General features: G+C 70.2%; 20 protein-coding genes. 8 read left to right on the top strand and 12 right to left on the bottom strand.

Features of this window, described 5'->3' with window-relative positions:
• Window positions 1-3: 3 nt before the first annotated feature.
• From ribB to ACK4K7_RS00265, 6 genes are all read right to left on the bottom strand, one after another.
• Window positions 4-1,290 carry a 3,4-dihydroxy-2-butanone-4-phosphate synthase gene (ribB, locus tag ACK4K7_RS00290; protein ID WP_431863115.1) on the bottom strand — a complete coding sequence of 429 codons (1,287 nt, stop codon included), beginning with the start codon at window positions 1,288-1,290 and terminating at the stop codon, window positions 4-6.
• 43 nt (window positions 1,291-1,333) lie between these two features.
• Window positions 1,334-1,945: a riboflavin synthase gene (locus tag ACK4K7_RS00285; protein WP_431863114.1), complete on the bottom strand. Its 612-nt coding sequence runs from the start codon at window positions 1,943-1,945 to the stop codon at window positions 1,334-1,336.
• A gap of 1 nt (window position 1,946) precedes the next feature.
• Window positions 1,947-2,894, bottom strand: coding sequence for a bifunctional diaminohydroxyphosphoribosylaminopyrimidine deaminase/5-amino-6-(5-phosphoribosylamino)uracil reductase RibD (gene ribD / locus ACK4K7_RS00280; RefSeq protein WP_431863609.1), 948 nt, complete (start codon window positions 2,892-2,894; stop codon window positions 1,947-1,949).
• A 14-nt stretch (window positions 2,895-2,908) separates the two neighbouring features.
• The gene (locus ACK4K7_RS00275; RefSeq protein ID WP_431863113.1) at window positions 2,909-3,229 is read right to left on the bottom strand and encodes a hypothetical protein; all 321 of its coding nucleotides are present in this window, start codon (window positions 3,227-3,229) and stop codon (window positions 2,909-2,911) included.
• Window positions 3,230-3,285: 56 nt separating this feature from the next.
• Window positions 3,286-4,011: an energy transducer TonB gene (locus tag ACK4K7_RS00270; RefSeq protein ID WP_431863112.1), complete on the bottom strand. Its 726-nt coding sequence runs from the start codon at window positions 4,009-4,011 to the stop codon at window positions 3,286-3,288.
• Window positions 4,012-4,216: 205 nt separating this feature from the next.
• A complete protein-coding gene (locus tag ACK4K7_RS00265; protein WP_431863111.1) occupies window positions 4,217-5,614 on the bottom strand; it encodes a family 43 glycosylhydrolase in 1,398 nt (465 codons plus the stop codon).
• Window positions 5,615-5,692: 78 nt separating this feature from the next.
• Here ACK4K7_RS00265 and ACK4K7_RS00260 point away from each other — a divergent pair, with 78 nt between their 5' ends.
• From ACK4K7_RS00260 to ACK4K7_RS00240, 5 genes are all read left to right on the top strand, one after another.
• Window positions 5,693-6,526, top strand: coding sequence for a phytanoyl-CoA dioxygenase family protein (locus ACK4K7_RS00260; RefSeq protein WP_431863109.1), 834 nt, complete (start codon window positions 5,693-5,695; stop codon window positions 6,524-6,526).
• Window positions 6,527-6,589: 63 nt separating this feature from the next.
• The gene (locus tag ACK4K7_RS00255) at window positions 6,590-7,684 is read left to right on the top strand and encodes an ABC transporter ATP-binding protein (protein ID WP_431863107.1); all 1,095 of its coding nucleotides are present in this window, start codon (window positions 6,590-6,592) and stop codon (window positions 7,682-7,684) included.
• Window positions 7,681-8,559, top strand: coding sequence for a carbohydrate ABC transporter permease (locus ACK4K7_RS00250; protein ID WP_431863106.1), 879 nt, complete (start codon window positions 7,681-7,683; stop codon window positions 8,557-8,559). Before ACK4K7_RS00255 ends, ACK4K7_RS00250 begins: the two co-directional genes overlap by 4 nt.
• A complete protein-coding gene (locus tag ACK4K7_RS00245; protein ID WP_431863105.1) occupies window positions 8,556-9,392 on the top strand; it encodes a carbohydrate ABC transporter permease in 837 nt (278 codons plus the stop codon). The genes ACK4K7_RS00250 and ACK4K7_RS00245 overlap by 4 nt, the downstream gene beginning before the upstream one ends.
• Window positions 9,389-10,693, top strand: coding sequence for an ABC transporter substrate-binding protein (locus ACK4K7_RS00240; RefSeq protein ID WP_431863104.1), 1,305 nt, complete (start codon window positions 9,389-9,391; stop codon window positions 10,691-10,693). The genes ACK4K7_RS00245 and ACK4K7_RS00240 overlap by 4 nt, the downstream gene beginning before the upstream one ends.
• Window positions 10,694-10,709: 16 nt before the next feature.
• Here ACK4K7_RS00240 and ACK4K7_RS00235 read toward each other — a convergent pair whose 3' ends face one another.
• From ACK4K7_RS00235 to ACK4K7_RS00215, 5 genes are all read right to left on the bottom strand, one after another.
• Window positions 10,710-11,585 carry an SMP-30/gluconolactonase/LRE family protein gene (locus ACK4K7_RS00235; RefSeq protein WP_431863103.1) on the bottom strand — a complete coding sequence of 292 codons (876 nt, stop codon included), beginning with the start codon at window positions 11,583-11,585 and terminating at the stop codon, window positions 10,710-10,712.
• Window positions 11,566-12,231, bottom strand: coding sequence for a FadR/GntR family transcriptional regulator (locus tag ACK4K7_RS00230; RefSeq protein WP_431863608.1), 666 nt, complete (start codon window positions 12,229-12,231; stop codon window positions 11,566-11,568). The genes ACK4K7_RS00235 and ACK4K7_RS00230 overlap by 20 nt, the downstream gene beginning before the upstream one ends.
• A 107-nt stretch (window positions 12,232-12,338) precedes the next feature.
• On the bottom strand, window positions 12,339-13,274 hold the full coding sequence (locus ACK4K7_RS00225) for a Gfo/Idh/MocA family protein (RefSeq protein WP_431863102.1): 936 nt from the start codon (window positions 13,272-13,274) through the stop codon (window positions 12,339-12,341).
• On the bottom strand, window positions 13,271-13,912 hold the full coding sequence (locus tag ACK4K7_RS00220) for a 2-dehydro-3-deoxy-6-phosphogalactonate aldolase (RefSeq protein ID WP_431863101.1): 642 nt from the start codon (window positions 13,910-13,912) through the stop codon (window positions 13,271-13,273). Before ACK4K7_RS00220 ends, ACK4K7_RS00225 begins: the two co-directional genes overlap by 4 nt.
• Complete coding sequence (locus tag ACK4K7_RS00215; RefSeq protein WP_431863100.1) at window positions 13,912-14,793, bottom strand: 2-dehydro-3-deoxygalactonokinase; 882 nt, start codon at window positions 14,791-14,793, stop codon at window positions 13,912-13,914. The genes ACK4K7_RS00220 and ACK4K7_RS00215 overlap by 1 nt, the downstream gene beginning before the upstream one ends.
• Window positions 14,794-14,910: 117 nt before the next feature.
• Here ACK4K7_RS00215 and dgoD point away from each other — a divergent pair, with 117 nt between their 5' ends.
• From dgoD to ACK4K7_RS00200, 3 genes are all read left to right on the top strand, one after another.
• Complete coding sequence (gene dgoD / locus ACK4K7_RS00210) at window positions 14,911-16,047, top strand: galactonate dehydratase (RefSeq protein WP_431863099.1); 1,137 nt, start codon at window positions 14,911-14,913, stop codon at window positions 16,045-16,047.
• Complete coding sequence (locus ACK4K7_RS00205; RefSeq protein WP_431863098.1) at window positions 16,041-17,102, top strand: aldose epimerase family protein; 1,062 nt, start codon at window positions 16,041-16,043, stop codon at window positions 17,100-17,102. Before dgoD ends, ACK4K7_RS00205 begins: the two co-directional genes overlap by 7 nt.
• A gap of 100 nt (window positions 17,103-17,202) precedes the next feature.
• Entirely contained in the window at window positions 17,203-19,128 is a 1,926-nt protein-coding gene (locus ACK4K7_RS00200) for a PAS domain-containing protein (RefSeq protein ID WP_431863097.1), read from the top strand.
• 332 nt (window positions 19,129-19,460) lie between these two features.
• On the opposite strand, the gene ACK4K7_RS00195 is transcribed toward ACK4K7_RS00200, so the two are convergent.
• A partial coding sequence (locus tag ACK4K7_RS00195) for a mannose-1-phosphate guanylyltransferase (protein WP_431863096.1) occupies window positions 19,461-20,307 on the bottom strand: 847 nt, incomplete at its 5' end.

The following is a 20,307-nucleotide window of genomic DNA, read 5'->3' as shown; positions in this document are numbered from 1 at the left end:
GCCTCAGCCTTCCACCGGGATCGGCCGCTCGCCGACGATGGCGAGGCCGTAGCCGCCGAGCGCCACCGGCGTCTGATGGCTGTTGGTGAGAAGGATCATGTCGTGGACTCCCAAAGCGGCGAGGATCTGCGCGCCGACGCCATAGTCGCGCAGCTCGCCGGTGTCGCGCGCTTCCGCCTTGCCGGCGCGGACGTTGAGCGACTGGCTGAGCGCGTCGGGCACCGGCCGGTTGATGACGACGATCACGCCCGCCCCCGCGCGCGCGATCTCCTCCATCGCCCCGCGCAGCAGGCCGCCGCGGCAGCCCGCCTCGGCAAAGGCGTCGGAGAAGAGCGACAAAGCGTGCATCCGCACCAGGGTCGGCTTGTCCGGATCGATCCGCCCTTTGACGAGCGCGATCTGTTCGTTGCCCATCGCCTTGTTGAGGAAGGTCTTGGCGGTCCAGGTCCCGCCCCAGCGGCTTTCGAACTGCGCCTCGGCGGTCTGCCGGACCAGATTGTCCTTCTGCAGCCGGTAGGCGATGAGATCGCGGATCGTGCCGATCTTGAGGCCGTGGAGTTGGGCGAACTCGATGAGGTCGTCCATCCGCGCCATCGTGCCGTCTTCCTTCATGATCTCGCAGATCACGCCAGACGGGTTGAGGCCGGCCAGGCGGGAGACGTCGACCGCCGCCTCGGTGTGGCCGGCGCGGACCAGCACGCCGCCGTCGCGCGCGACCAGCGGGAAGACGTGGCCGGGGGTGACGATGTCCTCCGGACCCTTCGACGCGTCGATCGCGACCGAGATGGTGCGCGCGCGGTCGGCGGCGGAGATGCCGGTGGTGACGCCCTCGCGCGCCTCGATCGAGGTGGTGAAGGCGGTTTCGTGCCGGGTGCGGTTGTGGCTGCTCATCAGCTGCAGGCCGAGCTGATCCACCCGCTGCTTCGCGAGCGCGAGGCAGATGAGGCCGCGGCCGTGCTTGGCCATGAAGTTGATGGCATCGGGCGTCGCCATCTGCGCCGGGATGATGAGGTCGCCCTCATTCTCGCGGTCGTCGTCGTCGACCAGGATGTACATCCGCCCGTTGCGCGCTTCCTCGATGATCTGCTCGGGGCCGACCATCACCCCGCTCCGGCCGGAGGCGATGAAGCGCTCGAGCTTCAGCAGCGTGTCGGCGGTGGGATTCCAGTCGCCGTCGCCGAGCTTGCGCAGCGAATTGGGGTGAAGCCCGGCGGCGCGGGCGAGGCCGGAGCGGGTCATCTCGCCGGCCGAGACGATCTCGCACAGGCGATCGATCAGGAGAGTGCTCATGCGGCGCCGCTATCACACCCTGATGTGATGCCGCAAGAGCCAATCACACCCTGCTGTCGCGAAGCTCCATCATGCGGCCGAGATAGCGGGCCAGGATGTCGATCTCGATATGGACCGGATCGCCGGCCGCGACGTCGCGGAACGTCGTCTGCTCGGCGGTATGCGGGATGATGTTGATGCCGAAGCGCACGCCGTCCGCCCCGCCCGCGACCTCGTTCACCGTCAGCGACACGCCGTCGAGCGCGATCGATCCCTTGGACGCGACGAAGGGCGCGATCTCCGGTCCGGCGGCGATGGTGAGGCGGGTCGAATCGCCTTGCGGTTCGGCCGCCACGACCATCCCCACCCCGTCGACATGGCCTGTGACGATGTGGCCGCCCAGTTCGTCGCCGACCTTCAGCGCGCGTTCGAGGTTGAGCCGCGCGCCCTCGCGCCAGCGGCCCGGCGCGGTACGCGAGACGCTTTCCTCCGAAAGGTCGACCGCGAACCAGCCCTCGCCCTTGTCCACCACCGTCAGGCACACGCCCGAACAGGCGATCGACGCGCCGAGATCGACCGTCGCCATGTCGTAGCCGCAGGCGATCGTCAGGCGCAGGTCACCCTTCTGTTCGGCGGCCTCGATCCGGCCGATGTCGGTGATGATTCCGGTGAACATGTCAGCGCACCCGCTCGTAGACTTCGAGCCGGTCGATGCCAAGCGGCCGGGTGTCGGCGAGGCGCCAGCGATGATGGGCGTCGGCGATCCGGTCCAGCCCGATATAGCCGACCGACGACTTGCCCTCCCCGATCAGCACCGGCGCGCGGTAGATCAGCATCCGATCGACGAGGTCGGCGGCGAGGAAGGCCGAAGCGGCGCCCGACCCGCCTTCGACCAGCAGGTCGTTGACGTCGGCGAGGCCGAACACTTCGTCCGGATCGCCGATCCGGGTCCAGCCGTCCACCGCCGCGCCGCGGGTGAGGAGCGCGCGGCGCGGGCTGCGTTCCTCGAGCCCCGGCAGCCGCACGTCGAGTTGGGGCCGGTCCGCAAGGTAGGTGCCGCGCCCGACCAGGATCATGTCCGCCCGCGCCCGCTCCAGATGGACGTGGGCGCGGGCGTCCTCGCCGGTGATCCATTTCGATTCGCCGGACGGAAGCGCGATCTTGCCGTCGAGCGACATGGCGAGCTTCAGCGTGATGTAGGGCCGGCCGAGCGTCACGCGGGCGAGGAAACCGGCGAGCGACCGCTCCGCCTCGCGCTTGCGCGTGCCGACCTTCACCTGGATGCCGGCCTCGCGCAGCCGCCGCACGCCGCCGCCGAAGGTGCGCGCGTCGGGATCGATCAGCGCCGCCACCACCCGGCCGATGCCGGCCTTTACGATCAGATCGGCGCAGGTCGGGCCGCGGCGGCTTTGATGGGCGCAAGGCTCCAGCGTCGTGTAGAGCGTCGCGCCGCGCGCCTCGGGACCGGCGGCGTCGAGCGCGACCTGTTCGGCATGGGGGCGGCCGCCGGGCTGCGTCCAGCCGCGGCCGAGAACGGCACCGTCCTTCACGACGAGGCAGCCGACATGGGGATTGGGAGCCGTCCGGCCGCGGCCGCGCTCGCCGAGCGCGATCGCCGCCGCCATCCAGCGCGCGTCGCTCACTGCATGCCCAGCCGGCGCTGCAGCTCCTTATACTGGCGCTGGCGCTCGGCCTGCGCCGCCTCGCGCTGCGCCTGATGCTCGCGCTGCGCCGCGACGATTTCCTCGTCGGTGCGGTCCTCGGGCCAGCTTTCGACATAGATGACCTGCGGCCTGGGGCCGATATTGGTCTGCGCGTCGCGGATGAAGCCGAAGATGATGACCAGCGGCATGGTGAGCGCCAGGAAGGCGGCGATCAGCTGGTGCTTGCTGCGCTGGCGGAAGAAGGACCTGAGGTCGGTCCACAGCGCCTTGGGGGAAGCGGGGCGGGGAAGGGGCATGGCGCCAAGATAGTGCTCGGCACCGCCCGGCGCCAGCCCCGCTTTTCCCCTTCGGTTCAGTTCGTTAGCCGGAAGTGGACGGTCATCGTCTTGCGGCTTTCGACCGGGCGGCCGTCCACCGTGGCCGGCTTGAACCGCCAATTGGCGCGGGCGTGGCGCTCGGTCGCCCGCCAGAAGGTCTCGCTCGACGCGCGCACCCTCTCCGCATCCTTCACGCGTCCGTCGGTACCGATCGTCACCCGGATGGCGACCGTTCCTTCGTTCCCGGCCCGCTCTTCGGACGCGGGGTAAGGCGGCTGCAGCTGGGCGGCGTAGCGCGGATCGACGTCCGCCTCGACCCGCACCGGCGACGGGCTCGGCACCGGCATCGGCGGCAGCGGTGTCGGCTCGATCCGCGGCGGTTCGGCGGTCTGGCCGACCCGCGGATCAAAGATAGGGGGCTGCGCCTGCGGCACCTGGTCGATCACCGGCGGCCGCTCGATCGGCGGCGTCGGCACGATCCTTTCCACGCGTGCGATCACCGATTCCGGCGGTTCGGGCCGCGCCTCGGGCTCGGTGGGCGGCGGCGGGGGCGGCTCCTTGATGAACTCGACCTCGGTCCGGACCCAGGGGTCGGACACAATGATCGGACCCTTGGCGAGCAGCAGCGCGCCGATCGCGGCGCCGTGCAGCAGGATGACGATCATGAGACTGCCGGGGCTGCGCGGCTTCTGGTCCAGGAAGCTTCCGGATCCCTCCGGCGACCGGGAAAGAGCGGGAGGCAAAGCAGGGTTGCGGGTCATCGGTCCTCTCCATCACACGCCGCTTATGCTGCGGCTGAGTGTCACGATACAGTATAACATGACGATATACTATAACAATTCAGGTGCTGTGGCGTTCCGGTGCGACCGTGAGCGGAACGTCAGACCCGCTCGTGGCAGATACGCGCCGGACGCAGCGTTCACCCATTCCTCGCCTGAACGCTCTCAGCGGAAACGCTGGGGAAGTTCAGGGGACCTCGACGCGGTCGCGGGTGAAATGGAGCGGGGTGGTGAGGAGGGCGCGGAAGGCGTTGTAGCCGCCGGTGCCAGGGAAGAAGGCGTGGAAGAAGAGCTGCGGCGCGCCGTCCAGCCCCGGCGCGACCGAGGCGTGGCCCGGCGCCCACCAGCTGCGGGTGGATTTGAGGAGCGGCGCCTCCTGCTTGACATAGGGGCCGAGCGGGTGATCGGCGACCGCGACGCCGATGCCGTAAGCGGGCGTCCCGAAATCGTTGCCGGCGTAGAACAGCCAGTAGCGCCCCTCCTGGCAGGTGACCCAGGGTCCCTCGATCAGATGGCCTTCCCACTCCTGATCGTTGGTGAGGACGATCCGGTCCTCGCCGATCAGTTCGCCGTCCTCGCCGAGCCGCTGGGCGTGGATCGGCGTGCTCATCGCGTCGAGGATCGGCTCGGCGCCCTCGACCCCGGCGAGCACGTCCTTCACATGCGCCCAATTGTCGAGCACCGCCTCGATCAGCAGCTGCATCAGGAAGAAGCGCTCCATCGGCCGGCGGCCGTCGGCCCAGGGCTGGACTGCGGCCGCGAAGGCGGCGGTGCGGCGATCGGCCTCCTTGTCGAACAGGCGCGCGATCAGGTCGGGCCGGCGGCCGAGCAGCCCCGCCAGCGGCCGCGGCCAGACGCCGTTCGTGTCCCGCTTCCAGAACAGGTAGCGCTCGCCGTTGGTGTCGATGAAGATGTGCGAATCGATGACGCCGCCGCTCATCCGCGGCTGGGTGGGATCGTCCGGCAGCGACGTGGTGTTGACCGCATGGCCGCTGATCAGCGGACCGCCGAGGTCGCGCCACGGGCCGGTCGGATGCGGCGCCTTGGCGAGGCCGATGGCGAGCGCGTTGGACCGCTCCCGCGCGGTGTAGACCAGCCAATATTCGTCGCCGCATTTGGCCATTTCCGGCGCCCAGTAATCGCCGACGTTGCGGCCGTGCGCGGTCCAGGCCGGCGCCTCCCCTTCCGGGAAGACGAAGCCGCGATGGGTCCAGGATTCCAGGTCGTCCGAATGGAGGATCGGAAAGGCGTCGGGCGCGTCGTTCGACGTCGCCACCAGCCAATAGCCCTCGTCCGTCCGGAGCACGGCCGGATCGCCATAGCCGGCGGTGGTGCGCGGGCTCAGATTCTCCATGATCAGCGGCCGCCAGTCGGGCTCGGGCTCGTCGGTCAGCGGCACCGTCTTGTGGACTTCGGGCGTGCGGGTGCCGAAATCGCGGGCGAGCTGGCTGAAGAAGATGGTGTAATGCTGATGCTGGCCGGTGGGGAGACGGTATTCCCGTTCCTCCCCGCCGAAGCGGACGGTGATGCGGGTGGCGATTCCCTCGGCGACGGGTTCGACTTCGAACGATTCGGTCTGGCTCATGGGCGCGCCTGTTAGCGGCCTCGCCATGGCGCCGAAAAGAGGTTAAATCTGATTTGTACGATAAATCGTGAGGTCCCTGTGACGAGTCGTTCCGCAGCCGCAATCTTCGAGCCGGCCGAGATCATGGGCGGCCTCTACGGCGACGGCATCATCGGCCTCCAGGGCGCGTTCGACACCGCCTTCGCCGACCGGATGCACGGCGAGATCATGGCGCTGTTCGAAGAGGCGCGGCGGGTGCGCGGCGGCGCGCTGCCGCGGGGCCCGGAGCGTTTCTATGTCGAGGTGCAGCCGGAGCGGATCAGCGGCTTCGTCGAGATCGCCACCCATCCCTGGTTCGTGGCGGTGTGCGAGGCGGTGCTGACCCGCCAGTACCGGATCGTGGAGGTCGGCTTCGACATCCCCTTTCCGGGCGCCGCCGACCAGCCGTGGCACCGCGACTTCGCCGTCCCGCAGGCCACCACCCGGGGCCGGCGGCTGAACTCGCTCGCCTTCAACCTCACCACCGTCGACACGCGGCCGGAACATGGGCCGTTCGAAATCGCCCCCGGCACGCAGTGGGACGAGTTCGAAGGCTGCCCCAAGGGCATGTTCCCGCCGCGAGATCTCTGGCCACGCTACGCGGCGCGGGCGGTGCGGAAGCTGCCCCGGCGCGGCGACATCTCGGCGCGCTCGGCGCTCACCGTCCATCGCGGCACCGCCAACCGGTCGAACGCGCCGCGCCCGGTGCTGGTGGTCGGCGTGGACGCGCCCGACGCCACCAATGCCGACCATCACGACCTGCAGGTCACGCGCGCTTATCATGACCGGCTGCCGCCGCGGGTGCGCGACCATCTCGCCTGCCGCGTGGTCGAGCGGCTGGAGCCGGTGATCCAGCATCATGTGATCGAAGGGCTGCTGAGCCCGGCCTACTGAGCCATTGACGCTTCCCCGTTTCTGACCGACAAGCGCAATAAATAAGATAAAAGAAGGATGCCCGTGGCCAGCCTCGAGCTGAACGACGTTCGCAAATCCTATGGCGACACGCGCGTGCTCGACGGAGTCTCGCTCAGCGTCGAGGCGCGGGAGTTCATCGCCTTCCTCGGCCCCTCGGGCAGCGGAAAATCGACCCTGCTGCGCATCATCGCCGGCCTCGAGACGTTGGACGAAGGCGAGGTGTGGCTGGAGGGGCGCCGCATCGATCCGCTGCCGCCCGGCGCGCGCGACGTCGCCATGGTGTTCCAGCATTACGCGCTCTACCCGCACATGACGGTGCGCGAGAATATGGCCTTCGGCCTCCGCAACGCCCGCGTCCCCAAGGCGGAGATCGAAAGCCGGATCGCGCAGGCGGCCCGCGTGCTGGAGATCGAGGAGCAGCTCGACAAGAAGCCGGGGCAGATGTCCGGCGGCCAGCGCCAGCGAGTGGCGATCGGGCGGGCGATCGTGAAGCAGCCCAAATTGTTCCTGCTGGACGAGCCGCTGTCGAACCTCGACGCGGCGCTGCGCAACCGCACGCGGGTCGAGCTCGCGCAATTGCGGCAGCGGGTCGACGCGGCGCTCATCATGGTCACCCACGACCAGGCCGAAGCGATGACGCTGGCCGACCGGATGGTGGTGATGAACGACCGCCGCATCCAGCAGGTCGGCGCGCCGATGGACATCTATGCGCGGCCGGTCAACACCTTCGTCGCGCGCTTCGTCGGCTCGCCGGCGATGACGCTGGCGCCGGGCGAGATCGTGCCGGGGACGGGCCGCCATGCGCGCGTCCGCCTCGCCGGCGGCGACGAGGTCGAGACGCGGGTCGCGCGCGAGGGCCTCGCGGACGGGGAGCGGGTGCAGCTCGGCCTGCGCCCCGAACATGTCGCGGTGACGGAGCCCGAGGGCGGGATCGCTGCCGAGGCGGTGCTGGTCGAGCGGCTCGGCGACCGGACTTTGGTCTATGCCCGGCTCCCCGACGGGCTGGAGGTCACCGCGCAGGACGAAGGCGCGAGCCGCATCCGCATGGGCGACCGGATCGGACTCCGGATCGACGGCGCGGCCGCCCACATCTTCGGCGCGGACGGCGCCGGCCACCATGGCGAGGCCGCTCCATGAGCGGCGGACGGGCCCGCCCGCAGCTGGCCGGTTTCGCCTTCGTCGCGCCGTTCCTGTTCCTCTATGCGACGGTGCTGATCTGGCCGCTGCTGCTCGGCATCGGCATCAGCTTCCACCGCGCCGATCCGTTCGGCGCACGCGAATGGGTGGGCCTCCAGAATTACGCGCTGGTGCTCGCCGACCCGGTGTTCCACCAGTCGCTGCTGAACACGATCCTGCTCGCGCTGATGATCGTGCCGCCGCTCACCCTGCTCGCGCTCGCTCTGGCGCTGGCGCTCAACCGGGCGACGCGGGGCGCGGCGATCTTCCGCGGCATCTTCTTTTCCTCCTCGGTCCTGTCGGTGACCATCGTCACGCTGATCTGGCGCTTCATCCTGACGCCGGACGCGGGGCTGGTGGCGGAGATCACGCGCGCGGCGGGGGGCGAGCCGATCCCCTTCCTCAGCGATCCCAACCTCGCGCTCCCCTCGCTCGCCGTCGCCACCATCTGGTGGTCGCTGGGCTTCCCGATCATGCTGTTCCTCGCCGGGCTGCAGCAGGTGCCGGCCGACATCTACGAAGCCGCCGCGCTCGACAAAGCGAGCCGCTGGACCACCTTCCGCCGCATCACCCTGCCGTCCATCCGGCGGACGATGCTGCTGGTGGTGATGCTGCAGACGGCGGCGCAGCTGCAGCTGTTCGGCCAGGCGCAGCTCCTGACCGCGGGCGGCCCGAGCGGCGCGTCGCGCACCATCGTCCTCTACATCTTCGAAGCCGCGTTCGGCCGGTGGGAGCTGGGCTATGCCGTCGCCATCGCGGAGATCCTGTTCCTGATGATCCTGAGCGTCACCCTGCTCCAATATTGGCTGGTGACGCGGCAGGAGACCGAGCGGTGAGCGCCGCCACCGGCTCCCGGCGGCTGTCGCTGCCCGTGCTCGCGGCGCTCGGCTTCGGCGCCCTCGTCATGCTGACGCCGATGCTGTGGACCCTGCTCTTGTCGTTCAAGAGCAATGCGGAGCTGATGGGGAACAGCGCCGCCGCCTTCTCGGCGCCCTATACGCTGGAAAACTACCGCGCGATCTTCGCCGGATCGCTCACCACCCAGTGGCTGGTGAACAGCCTGATCGTGTCGCTCGGCACGACGGCGGGGGTGCTGATCCTCTGCTCGCTCGCCGGCTACGGCTTCGCGCGGCTCGACTTTCCGTTCCGGCGGACCCTGTTCGTGTTCGTGCTGCTCGGCCTCGCCATTCCCGAGCAGGCGGTGATCCTGCCGCGCCACCAGTTCTTCGCCGACCTCGGGCTCCACAATTCCTATCCCGGCCTGATGCTGCCGGGCCTCACCGGTTCGTTCGGCGTCTTCTTCATGACCCAATATTTCCGCGCGATCCCGAAGGAGCTGGACGAAGCCGCGATGCTGGACGGCGCGTCGCGCTTCCGCATCTTCTGGAAGGTGCTGCTGCCTCTCACCATCCCGGCCCAGGCGACGCTGGGCGTGTTCACCTTCCTCGCCTCGTGGAACGATTATTGGTGGCCGCTCATCTCCGCCACGACCAGCGACTATTTCACGCTGACGGTCGGCCTCGCCTCCGCGCAGATGAACTATGCGCAGACGAGCGGGCTCGGCTTCCTGATGGCGCAGGCGGTGTTCGCGTCGATCCCGATCCTCATCGTCTACATCATCTTCCAGAAGCAGATCGTCCGCGCGATGGCGGGCGCGGCGGTGCGATGAAGCGGCTGGTGGCCATCGCGCTGGCGCTGCTGGCGGCGGGCTGCGCGCGCGGCGGCGACGGGACGGAGATCGTCGTCCAGCGCTTCTTCGGCGAATGCGGCGCCGTCTACGGCCGGAGCACCGACGTCGCCGCCGCCGACACCGAATGCGGGATCCTGACCACCCTCATCAACCGGTTCCAGGCCGAAAATCCGGACGTGCGGGTGAAGGTGAACGTCGTCGCCTGGCCGGGTTATGCACAGCTGTCCGCGCAGGTCGCCGCCGGCGATCCGCCCGATCTCGTCACCATGCACCAGTCGGTCATCTCCGATTATCAGCGCCGCGGCCTGCTGGAGCCGGTGAGCGGCGTGCTGCGCGAGGCGGGGATCGATCCGGCCGGGTTCACCGCGGCGGCGCGGGCCGGCGTCGTCAAGGACGGCGACATCTACGCCATGCCCTGGGACACGATCGGGCGCCTGTTCCACATCAACGCCGCGCTGATGGCGGAGGCGGGGCTGATGGAGAATGGCCGGCCGGTCCTCCCCAATTCGCCCGCGGAGCTGCTCGACCATGCCCGCCGTTTCCGGGCGGCGACCGGCAAGCCCTATCTCATCCAGGCGCATGTCAACGCACCCGATTTCCACGTCGCCTTGCTCTACACCTATCTGCTGGCGCAGCGGGCGATCGTCTTCCCGGACGAGCGGCGGGTGCGGCTGAACACGCCCGAGGCGCGGCAGATCGTGGCGCTGTTCCGGCAGATCCACCAGGAGGCGCTCACCACCCGCAACCAGGATTTCCCCGCCGCCACGGCGAGCTTCATCAAGGGCGACGGCGGCATCTTTCCGGTCGGAACCTGGATGATCGGACCCTATGAGGCGGAAGCGGCCCTGCCGGGGCGGCCGCTCCACGGCCATTATATGGTGCGCCCGTTCCCGCGCCTGTGGGGAGAGGCGACCGCCTTCGTCGACGGCCATGCCTGGGTGATGCCGCGCGCGGACCGGAGCGCCGGCGAGCGGGCGGCGATCGCGCGCTTTCTGCGCTTCCTGGCCGACCACAATTACGAATGGGCGCGCACCGGGCAGCTTCCCGCGTTCGAGGCGGTGCTGGCCATGCCCGAATTCCAGCGCCTGCCGCACCGCCGCGACTATGCCGCCATCGCCGAGATCGGCGTGCAGCTGCCGGACTATGTCCAGCGGCAGAGCGCGATCCAGGGCCTGATCGGCGAGGAGCTGGAGGCGGCGGTGACGGGCATCAAGCCGGTCGAACGCGCGCTCGCCGACGCCGAGCGGCGGGTGAACGAACTCCTGTCGCGGATGCTCTGACCGCCCGCCCGGCGCGTCAGCCGGCGAACATCGGCTCCTCGACCCCGCGCACGCCGGGCGTCGCGGCGAACAGCCCGCCGGCCTGCGGCTGGGCGGCGCGTTCGTCTTCGTCGAGGTCGCGGGCGGCGCTGGTGATGAACAGCCGGTCGAGCCCGGGGCCGCCGAAGGCGACGCTGGTCGGGCGCTGCACCGGTACCCGCAGCTCCGCCAGCCGCTCGCCCTCCGGCGAGAAGCGGCGCACGCACCATCCGTCCCAGAAGGCGATCCACAGGCAGTCTTCGGCGTCGACCGTCATGCCGTCCGGATAACCCTCGCCCTCGCCGAAGCGCAGGTGGACGCGGCGGTTCGTCGCCTCCCCGCCTGGGCTCAGCTCGAAGGCGTAGACGGTCTGCCGCGCCGAATCGGTGTGATACATGGTCCGGCCGTCCAGGCTGAAGGCGGGGCCGTTGGTGACGCGATAGCCCGCGTCCGCCCGGTGCCAGGACAGGTCCGCGTCGAGCCGGTAGAGCGCGCCGCTCGCCTCCCGCTCCTTGCGGTCCATCGTCCCGGCCCACAGGTGCCCCTCGCGGTCCACCTTGCCGTCGTTGAAGCGGTTGCCGGGGAGGTCGGCCTCGGGATTGGCGATCGGCTCGACATCGAATTCGGGGCCGATCGCGAGGAAGCCGTCATAGCCGCCGCCGACGAAGCCGCCCCGCGCGCGCGGCAGCAGCGAGCAGACGTGGCGGTCCACCTCGATGGTGCGGACGCCGTCGGCCTCCGACCAGCGGAAGATCCGCCGTTCCATGATGTCGACCCAATAGAGCGCCTGTTCGCGCGCGACCCACATCGGGCCCTCGCCGAGCGTGGCCTTCACATCGGCAATGCAGTCCATCTCAGCCCTTTCGTTCGGCATCGGCGATCAGCGCCATCACGTCGGCGATCAGATCGGTCATCGCGTCGTTCGCCAGATGCGGCGCGCGCCCCTCGATCGCGCTCAGCACCTTGTGGTGCTGGGGTAGGCTGGCGGTGCGGCCCTTGAAGCGGTTGGTGAAGCGGATCGAGGTGCGCAGCGCCGTCGTCACCACGTCCTGGAATTGCGCGTAGAAGGGATTGGCCGACGCGCTGAGGATCGCGATGTGAAAGGCGATGTCGGCCTCCAGCGGATCGTCCCGTCCCGCCTCCGCCGCCGCCATCCGTTCGTAGCCGGCCTGGATGTCGGCGATGCCGTCGGCATCGGCCGCGCGGGCGGCGAGCGCCGCGGCGGCGGGCTCGATCGCCATGCGCAGCTCGGTGAACTGGCGCAGCAGCTCCAGCGAGAATTTGCGTTCGAGCAGCCAGCGCAGCACGTCCGGATCGAACAGGTTCCAGTTGGCGGAAGGCTGGACGCTGGTGCCCTTGCGGGGGCGGGCGGTGAGCAGGCCCTTGGCGGTCAGCATCTTCACCGCCTCGCGCGTCACCGACCGGCTGACGGCATGCTGCTTGGCGAGATCGGCCTCGGTCGGAAAGGGCGCGTCGTCGTAGCGGCCGGTGACGATCGCCTTGCCGAGCCGGTCCAGCATTCCATAAGTGAGGTTGCGCCCCTGGGAGCCGGATGCCTCCTGCCTGGCCGCTCTGTCACTCAATGTCCGAACCTCCGGCTGCCCCCACGCCAAGACATCATGCGCGATCAAGAGGTTCGGGTCCAGTTGAACGGCTCGGCGGCCTCGCGGCGGCCGATCAGGAAGGCGTCGGCGACGATCCGCAGCGGCTCGCTGTCCACTTCGACGCGGTTCGTCTCGAACAGTTCGGCGAAGCGGGCGTAAAGCGCGGGATATTCGCCGTGCGGCGCCACGGGGCGCTCCGCGCCGTCCACGAACAGCCGCGCGCCGCCGTCGCGCAGCTCCACGGAGCGGCCGTCCGCCGTGTCGACGCGAATGGTCCATTGCTCCCCCGCCTCGAACCGCCAGTCGAACTCCGCCGCATGGTCCCCGCCGGAAAAGGCGAGCCGCGCGGCGATCGGCGCCTGGCGGTTGGCGGGCACGTCCAGCCGCGCTTCGGCGACGAACAGGGGCATCGGCAGGATGGCGGTCGCGATCGACAACGCGTTGATGCCGGGATCGAACACGCCGAACCCGCCCGGCTCCCAGATCCATTCCTGGCCCGGATGCCATTTGCGCACGTCCTCCAGCCAGGAGATGCGCAGCCGTTCGACGCGGCTGCCGCGCAACGCCTCGGCCGCGGCCGCGACGGCGGGCGCATGCTGCGAATGCCAGCCGGCATAGAGGCAGCGGCCGAGCGCATGGGCGCGCCGCTCCAGATCCTCGATCTCGCCGAGCGTCGCGGCCGGCGGCTTTTCGAGCAGCACCGCCAGCCCGGCCTCCATCGCCTCGGCGGCGATGGCGTGGCGGACGGAGGGCGGCGTCGCGATCACCACGGCGTCGAGCCTGCCCGCCATCTCGCGATACAGGTCGGCCGGGTCGGTGAAGCTCGGAACCCCCAGCCCCGGATCGCCGCTGCGGGTGGAGATGGCGGCGAGTTCGAAGCGCGGATCGGCGGCGATGGCGGGGACATGCTGGTCCCGCGCGATCTTGCCGAAGCCGACGATCGCGACCCGGATCGTCACCGCGGCCCCCTGTTCGCCAGCGCGGCGACGAAGGCGCGCGCCTTTTCCGCCACCGCCTCGGCGCCGTCGCCGGGCCGGTAGAGCGCGCCTCCGAGGCCGAAGCCGCTCGCTCCCGCCTCCAGATAGTCCGCCATCCGCTCCGGCGTGATCCCGCCGACCACGATCAGCGGCAAGTCGGGCGGAAGCACCGCCCGCTGCGCCTTCACCACCGCCGGCGAAGCGGCCTCGGCGGGGAACAGCTTCAGCGCATGGGCGCCCGCCTTCAACGCCGTGAAGGCCTCGCCCGGCGTGAAATAGCCCGGCGCCGAGACGAGCCCCGCCGCGGCCGTCGCGGCGATCACGTCCGGATCGGAATTGGGCGACACGACGATCCGCCCGCCGGCCTCCTGCACTTCCGGCACCTGCTCCGCGCGCAGCACCGTGCCCGCGCCGATCAGCGCCTCGTCGCCGAAGCGGCGGGCGAGGCGGCTGATGCTGGCCAGCGGGTCGGGCGAATTGAGCGGCACCTCGACGATGCGGATCCCCGCCGCGACCAGCGCGTCGCCGACCGCCTCCGCCTCCCCGGGCCGCACGCCGCGGATGATCGCCACCAGCGGGCAAGCGGCGAACAGGCGGCGGAAATCGTCGAGCGCGCTCATCACAGCATCTCCGTCAACATGTGCATGCCGGCGAGAAACGCTTCAGCGCCGTCCAGTTGCGTCGTCTCATGTCCCGCCCCGGCCAGCGCGGCGGCGTAGAGCGCGCACAGGTCGGGCCGGCCGACCAGAGCGAGCGGGCCGCCGCGATGGAGCTTCAGCCCCGCCGCGACATCGCGCCCGATGAGGAGACCGCTGGCATAGGAAGCGGGTTCCCCCACCGTCTCGCCGAGGAGATGGCGGGCGCGGATCCGGAACAGGCCGGACAGGATGCCCTCACCCGCGCGCGCGTCCCGGACCCCGGCTTCGAAGGCCGCGTCCGCCCGCACCTCGCCGTTGAGCTGGTCGGCGAGGATGCCGTGGGCGGAGAGGAGCGCGAACAGCTCGCCGGTCATCATGGTGCGGAAGGCGGCGATGCGGCCGTCCTCCATCACGATCCATTTGGCGTGGGTGCCGGGGTGGCAGATCGTCGCGTCGGGCGGCACCAGGCCGCGCGCCACGGCGCCCAGCACCTGCACCTCCTCGCCCCGCATCACGTCGGCGCCGGCCGCGCCGCGCTGGCAGACGCCCGGCACGATCCCGGTCCGCCCCGGCTCGATCCAGAGGATCGCCTCCGCCAGGTCGTCCGCGCCGGCGGGGCAGGGGGCGTAGGGCGCCTCCCGCCAGCCGCGGTTCGATCCGACCATGCCGGCGAGCAGCATCGGCCGGTCGCCGAGCCGGTCGCGGATGTCCGCGGCCGCCGCCTCGAACCCGCCCGCCGGCACCGCCATCAGGCCGAGGGCGTCCTCGAACGAATCGGCCAGCCGGCCCGCGCCGTCGATCAGATAGGCGCGCCGGTTGGTCGTGCCCCAATCGACCGCTATATAGCCCTCGCGCCAGCCCATTTTCGTCCGTTTCTCCTCCGCCCGCAGGGCGGCGTTCGCGCGGAAGCGATGTTGCCGCGGTTCATTTATCGTATAATAGCCAATTGCTGACAGCTTGCCGGATGTGAAGCCCAAAAGATGAAGATCGCCCGTATCGAAACCTTATTCGTGCCGCCGCGGTGGCTGTTCGTCCGGGTCGAGGCGGGCGACGGATCGTTCGGCTGGGGCGAGGCGAGCCTGGAGGGGCATGCCGAGGCGGTGGCCGGCGCGTTCGAGGCGCTGCGCGACCGCTTCGTCGGCGCCGATCCGCGGCGGATCGAGGACATCTGGCAGGTCGCCTATCGCGGCGGCTTCTATCGCGGCGGACCGGTCTTGATGTCGGCGCTGGCGGGGCTCGACCAGGCCTTGTGGGACTGGAAGGGGCGGCATTACGGCCTGCCCGCGCACGAGATGCTGGGCGGCCGGGTCCGCGATCGGGTGCGGGCCTATGCCTGGATCGGCGGCGACCGGCCGGACGACATCGCGTCGGCCGCCCAGGCGCGGCGGGAGCAGGGCTTCACCGCCGTCAAGATGAACGCCACCGCCGAGATCGACTATCTGGTCGCGCCCAAGCTCCAGGACGTGGCGGACCGGGTGGCGGCGGCGCAGCAGGCGGGCATGGACGTGGGGCTCGACTTCCACGGCCGGGTCCACCGGGCGATGGCCAAGCAGCTCGCCAAGGTGCTGGAGCCGATGGGGCTCCTGTTCATCGAGGAGCCGGTGCTGTCGGAAAATGCCGAGGCGCTGCTGCAGATCGCCCAGCTGGTCGGCACGCCGATCGCGCTCGGCGAGCGGCTCTATTCGCGCTGGGACTTCAAGCCGTTCCTGGCGAGCGGCGCGGTGGACATCATCCAGCCCGACCTCAGCCACGCCGGTGGCCTCAGCGAATGCCGGCGGATCGCGGCGATGGCGGAGGCCTATGACGTGGCGGTGGCGCCGCATTGTCCGCTAGGTCCGCTGGCGCTCGCCGCCTGCCTGCAGCTCGCCGCCTGCACGCCCAACGTGGTGCTGCAGGAGATGTCGCTCGGCATCCATTACAATGAAGGGCACGATCTGTTCAGCTTCTGCGCGGACGCGTCGGTGCTGACCCCGGAGGACGGATTCCTCGCCATCCCCACCGGCCCGGGCCTCGGCGTCGAGATCGACGAGCAGAAGGTCCGCGAAGCCGACAAGGAACGGCACCGCTGGCGCAACCCCGTCTGGCGCCACGCCGACGGCAGCTTCGCCGAATGGTGAGGATCGACCGGGATCCTTTCGGAACCCTTCCGGACGGTCGGCAGGTGGAGCGGCTGACGCTCGTCAACGCGCGCGGCATGACGGTGGGTCTCATAAGCTACGGCGCCGCCATCCAGTCGCTGCTGGTGCCGGACCGCGCCGGCCGCTTCGCCGACGTGACGCTCGGCCATGGGACGCTCCGGCCCTATCTCGATCAGCCGCAATATTTCGGCGCCACCGTCGGGCGGGTGGCGAACCGCATCGCCGGCGGCCGGTTCGAGATCGACGGACACATCTATCGCGTGCCCGCCAACCATTGCGGCAATGCGCTGCACGGCGGGCCGGAGGGGTTCGACAAGCGCAACTGGACGGTCGCCGCGGTGGAGGCGGATGCGGTCACCTTCGCGCTCACCAGCCCGGACGGAGACCAGGGCTTTCCCGGCACGCTGCGGGTGACGGCGCGCTACGCGCTGTCGGAGGACGACGTGCTGACGCTCGATTATGTCGCGCGGACCGACCGCCCGACGATCGTCAACCTGTCCAACCATGCCTATTGGAACCTCGCCGGCGAAGGCAGCGCCGGCGGCGCGATGGACCATGTGCTGACGATCCCGGCCGATCATTATCTGCCCACCGATGAGGAGGCGATCCCGACCGGGGAGCTGCGGCCGGTGGACGGAACGCCGTTCGATTTCCGGACGCCGCGCGCCGTCGCCGGAGGAGTGCGCGACGCATCCGACGCGCAGATCCGCATCGGCCGGGGTTACGATCACAATATGGTGGTGGACCGCGCCCCGGCGGCCGAGCCGCGGCTGCTCGCCCGGGTGGAGGATCCGGGCTCCGGACGGGCGATGGAGCTGCTGTCGACCGCGCCCGGCGTCCAATTCTATTCCGGCAACGTCCTCGACGGCACCAGCGCCGGCAAGTCCGGGCGGCTCTACCGCCAGGGCGACAGCGTCGTGCTGGAGCCGCAGATGTTCCCCGACACGGCGAACCGCCCCCATTTCGGCTCCATCCGCCTCGATCCGGGCGACACCTACCGCCACCGCATCCTCTGGCGCTTTTCGGCGCGCTGACCGAGGCTGGGAGCGAAAAATCGAAATTGCCATTGCGGGGCGCTTTGCTAGACCGGCTGCAGGCTGCCGACGGGGCGGCCGTGTCGGGAGTCGCGCGAGGATGAACGGGGACGCCGATCCGGTCCTGCCGACCTTCGATCTTGTCGAGCCCGCGCCCTCCGTCGCCCGCCCCGGAGCGGCGCCTCTCGACGGCTTCTACCGGATCGACGGGTCGTGGCGGATCGTGGAGCTGAACGCGATCGCGGCTTTCTATTTCGCGACGCCCGAAAGCGAGGCGGTCGGCCGGACGCTTTGGGAGCTTGCGCCCGGTTTGCTCGGCACCGAATGCGAAACCCACTACCGTCAGGCCCTCGCCGACCGCACGCCGACCGAATTCGTCGGACCTTCGGCCCGGCACGAGGGCCGCTGGCTCGAAGCGCGCATCTTTCCCGAACATGACGGCCTCGCCGTCTATCTGCGCGACGTCACCGAGCGGATGACGCTGGAGGCGAGCCTTCAGGCGCTGGTCGACGAGCGCACCGCCGAGCTCGACGCTCTGTATCAGCGCACGCCGACGCTCCTTCATTCCCAAAGCCCGGAGGGGCGGCTGATCAGCGTATCGGACCGCTGGCTGGAATTCATGGGCTATGACAGCCGCGACGAGGTGATCGGGCGGCCGATCCGCGACTTCATGACCGCCGCCTCGATCGAACGGCACCTATCCGAGCATTGGCCGCGCCTGCTGGCCGAGGGCGGCTTCGACGATGTCGAATATGAAGCGGTGAAGAAGAATGGCGAGATCGCGCAGGTGCTGGTCTCGTCGCGCATCTGGCACGATTCCCAGGGGCGCTTCGCCCGCACCATGGCCGCCCTGGTCGACATCACCGGCAAGAGGAAGACCGAGGAAGCGCTCCGCCAGAGCCAGAAGGTCGAGGCGATGGGCCAGCTGACCGGAGGCGTGGCGCACGATTTCAACAATCTTCTGTCCCCGATCATCGGCGGACTCGACCTGTTGCAGCGGCGCGGCGTCGGCGACGCCCGCGACCAACGCATCATCGAAGGCGCGCTGCAGGCGGCCGAGCGGGCGCGCACCCTCGTCCAGCGCCTGCTCGCCTTCGCGCGCCGCCAGCCGCTGCAACCGACCGCGGTCGATCTGTCCGCCCTCGTCGAAGGCATGGCGGACCTGATCGAAAGCACGCTCGGGCCGAGGGTGCGGATCGTGCTCGACGTGGCGCGGCCGCTCCCCGCGGTTCATGCCGACGCCAACCAGATCGAGATGGCGCTGCTCAACCTCTGCCTCAACGCGCGCGACGCCATGCCGGACGGCGGCATCCTCGCTCTGTCGGCGGCGCAGGCCGAACTTGCCGGGGACAACAGGTTGGGCCTGCCGCCCGGCCGCTATGTCGCGCTTTCGGTCGAGGACAATGGCGTCGGCATGCCGGAAGAGACGCTGAAGCGGGCGATCGAACCCTTCTTCTCGACCAAGGGGCTGGGCCGGGGCACCGGGCTTGGACTGTCGATGGTCCATGGCCTGGCCGCTCAGCTCGGCGGGGCCTTGTGGCTGGAAAGCAGCCCCGGCGCGGGCACGCGCGCCGAAATCTGGCTGCGCGAGGCGGAGGTGCAGCCGGAGGGCAGGCAGGCCGGCGCGCGGACGGAGACGCCGCGCGCATCCGGCGTCGCGCTGCTGGTCGACGACGAGGAACTGGTGCGCGGATCGACCGCGGCGATGCTGGAGGAGCTCGGCTACCGGGTGGTGCAGGCGGACAATGCGACCGAGGCGCTTGCCTGGCTGCACCAGGGGCTCAGCGCCGACATCGTCGTCACCGATCATCTGATGCCGGGAGTGACCGGGGTGGAGCTGGCGCTGCGCCTGCGGGAGCTCGACCCGGAGCTGCCGGTCCTGATCGTCTCCGGCTATGCCGAGGTGGAAGGACTCGACGGCGCCTTCGCGCGCCTCGCCAAGCCGTTCCGCCAGGAAGAGCTTGCCGACTGCCTGGCGCTGCTGCGCCGCGCGCAGCCGGTGGCGGAAGGCGCAGTGTCGAACTAGGCGACGCCGCCGGCCATGGCGGGCGTGCCGGACCCGCGCCGCATCAGGACAGCCGGCCGAAAAAGTTTTCGTTCGGGACCGATCTGCGCCTTTGCGGGGACGAAAAGGGTGCTAAGATGCCGGGAGCCGGTCGGATGGACCCTGTCTGCCGGTCAGGGCCGGGCGCAGGCCCCCTCGCGCCCGGCCCGTTTGCGCATAGCCGCTCGTTTCCGTAGCGAAAAATCCGGCAATCCTCCCGAAAAACTGATATGGATCAACGGACTCGCCGATCCTGGGGGAGGCGGCTCGAGTCGCGACCCCGCCGCCGCCCCTTGGCGGCGGGGCCGCACCTCTCAGGGCAGGTTGCGGCCCGAAGCCTTCAGCGCTTCCACCGCTTCGCGCACTCTTTGGCTGTCGCCGCGCGGGACCACCAGCACCGCGTCAGGCGCGGCGATGACGACGATGTCGCGGACGCCGACCGCCGCCACCAGCGGACCGTCGGAGCGCAGCAGACAATTCTCCGCGTCGATCGCCAGAACATCGCCCTGCGCGGCCGTGCCGAGCGGGTCCTTGTCTGCGAGTTCCCACAAAGCGTCGAAGCTGCCGACGTCCGACCAGCCGATCGCGGCGGGCACGAGGGCGATGCGCGCCTCCTTCTCCATTACCGCATAGTCGATCGACTGGGCGGGCGACGCGCGGAAGCGGGCGGCGTCGGGGCGGATGCGCGCGCCTTCGCGGGTCGCCGCCGCCATCGCCGCTTCGGCGGCCGCGCGCATGTCGGGTGCGTGGCGGGCGAGCGCGTCGAGGAACGTGCCGCTCTGGAACAGAAAGATGCCTGCATTCCAGTCGTAGCGTCCGCTGTCGACATAGGTTTGGGCGGTCGCCGCGTCGGGCTTCTCGACGAAGCGGGCCGCGCGCAGCACGCCGGGCGCGATCTCCGCCCCGCGCTCCACATAGCCATAGCCGGTCTCCGGCCGGTCCGGCGCCATGCCGAAGGTGACCAGCCAGCCGTCGCGCGCGGCGGGCAGGCCGCGCCGGACGGCCTCCACGAAGGCGGCGGAGTCCCGGATCAGATGGTCGCTGGGGAGAACGAGCAGCAGCGCGCCCGGACCGGCGGCGAGCGCGGCCAAAGCGATCGCCGGCGCGGTGTTGCGGGCGGCGGGCTCGAGGATCAGGCGGGGGGTAGAGAGGGGGACGGAC

This window comes from Allosphingosinicella sp., from assembly GCF_046295735.1.
Classification (GTDB): domain Bacteria; phylum Pseudomonadota; class Alphaproteobacteria; order Sphingomonadales; family Sphingomonadaceae; genus Allosphingosinicella.
The sequence above is the reverse complement of the archived record's forward strand: the minus strand, read 5'-3'. Positions and strand labels throughout refer to the sequence as shown.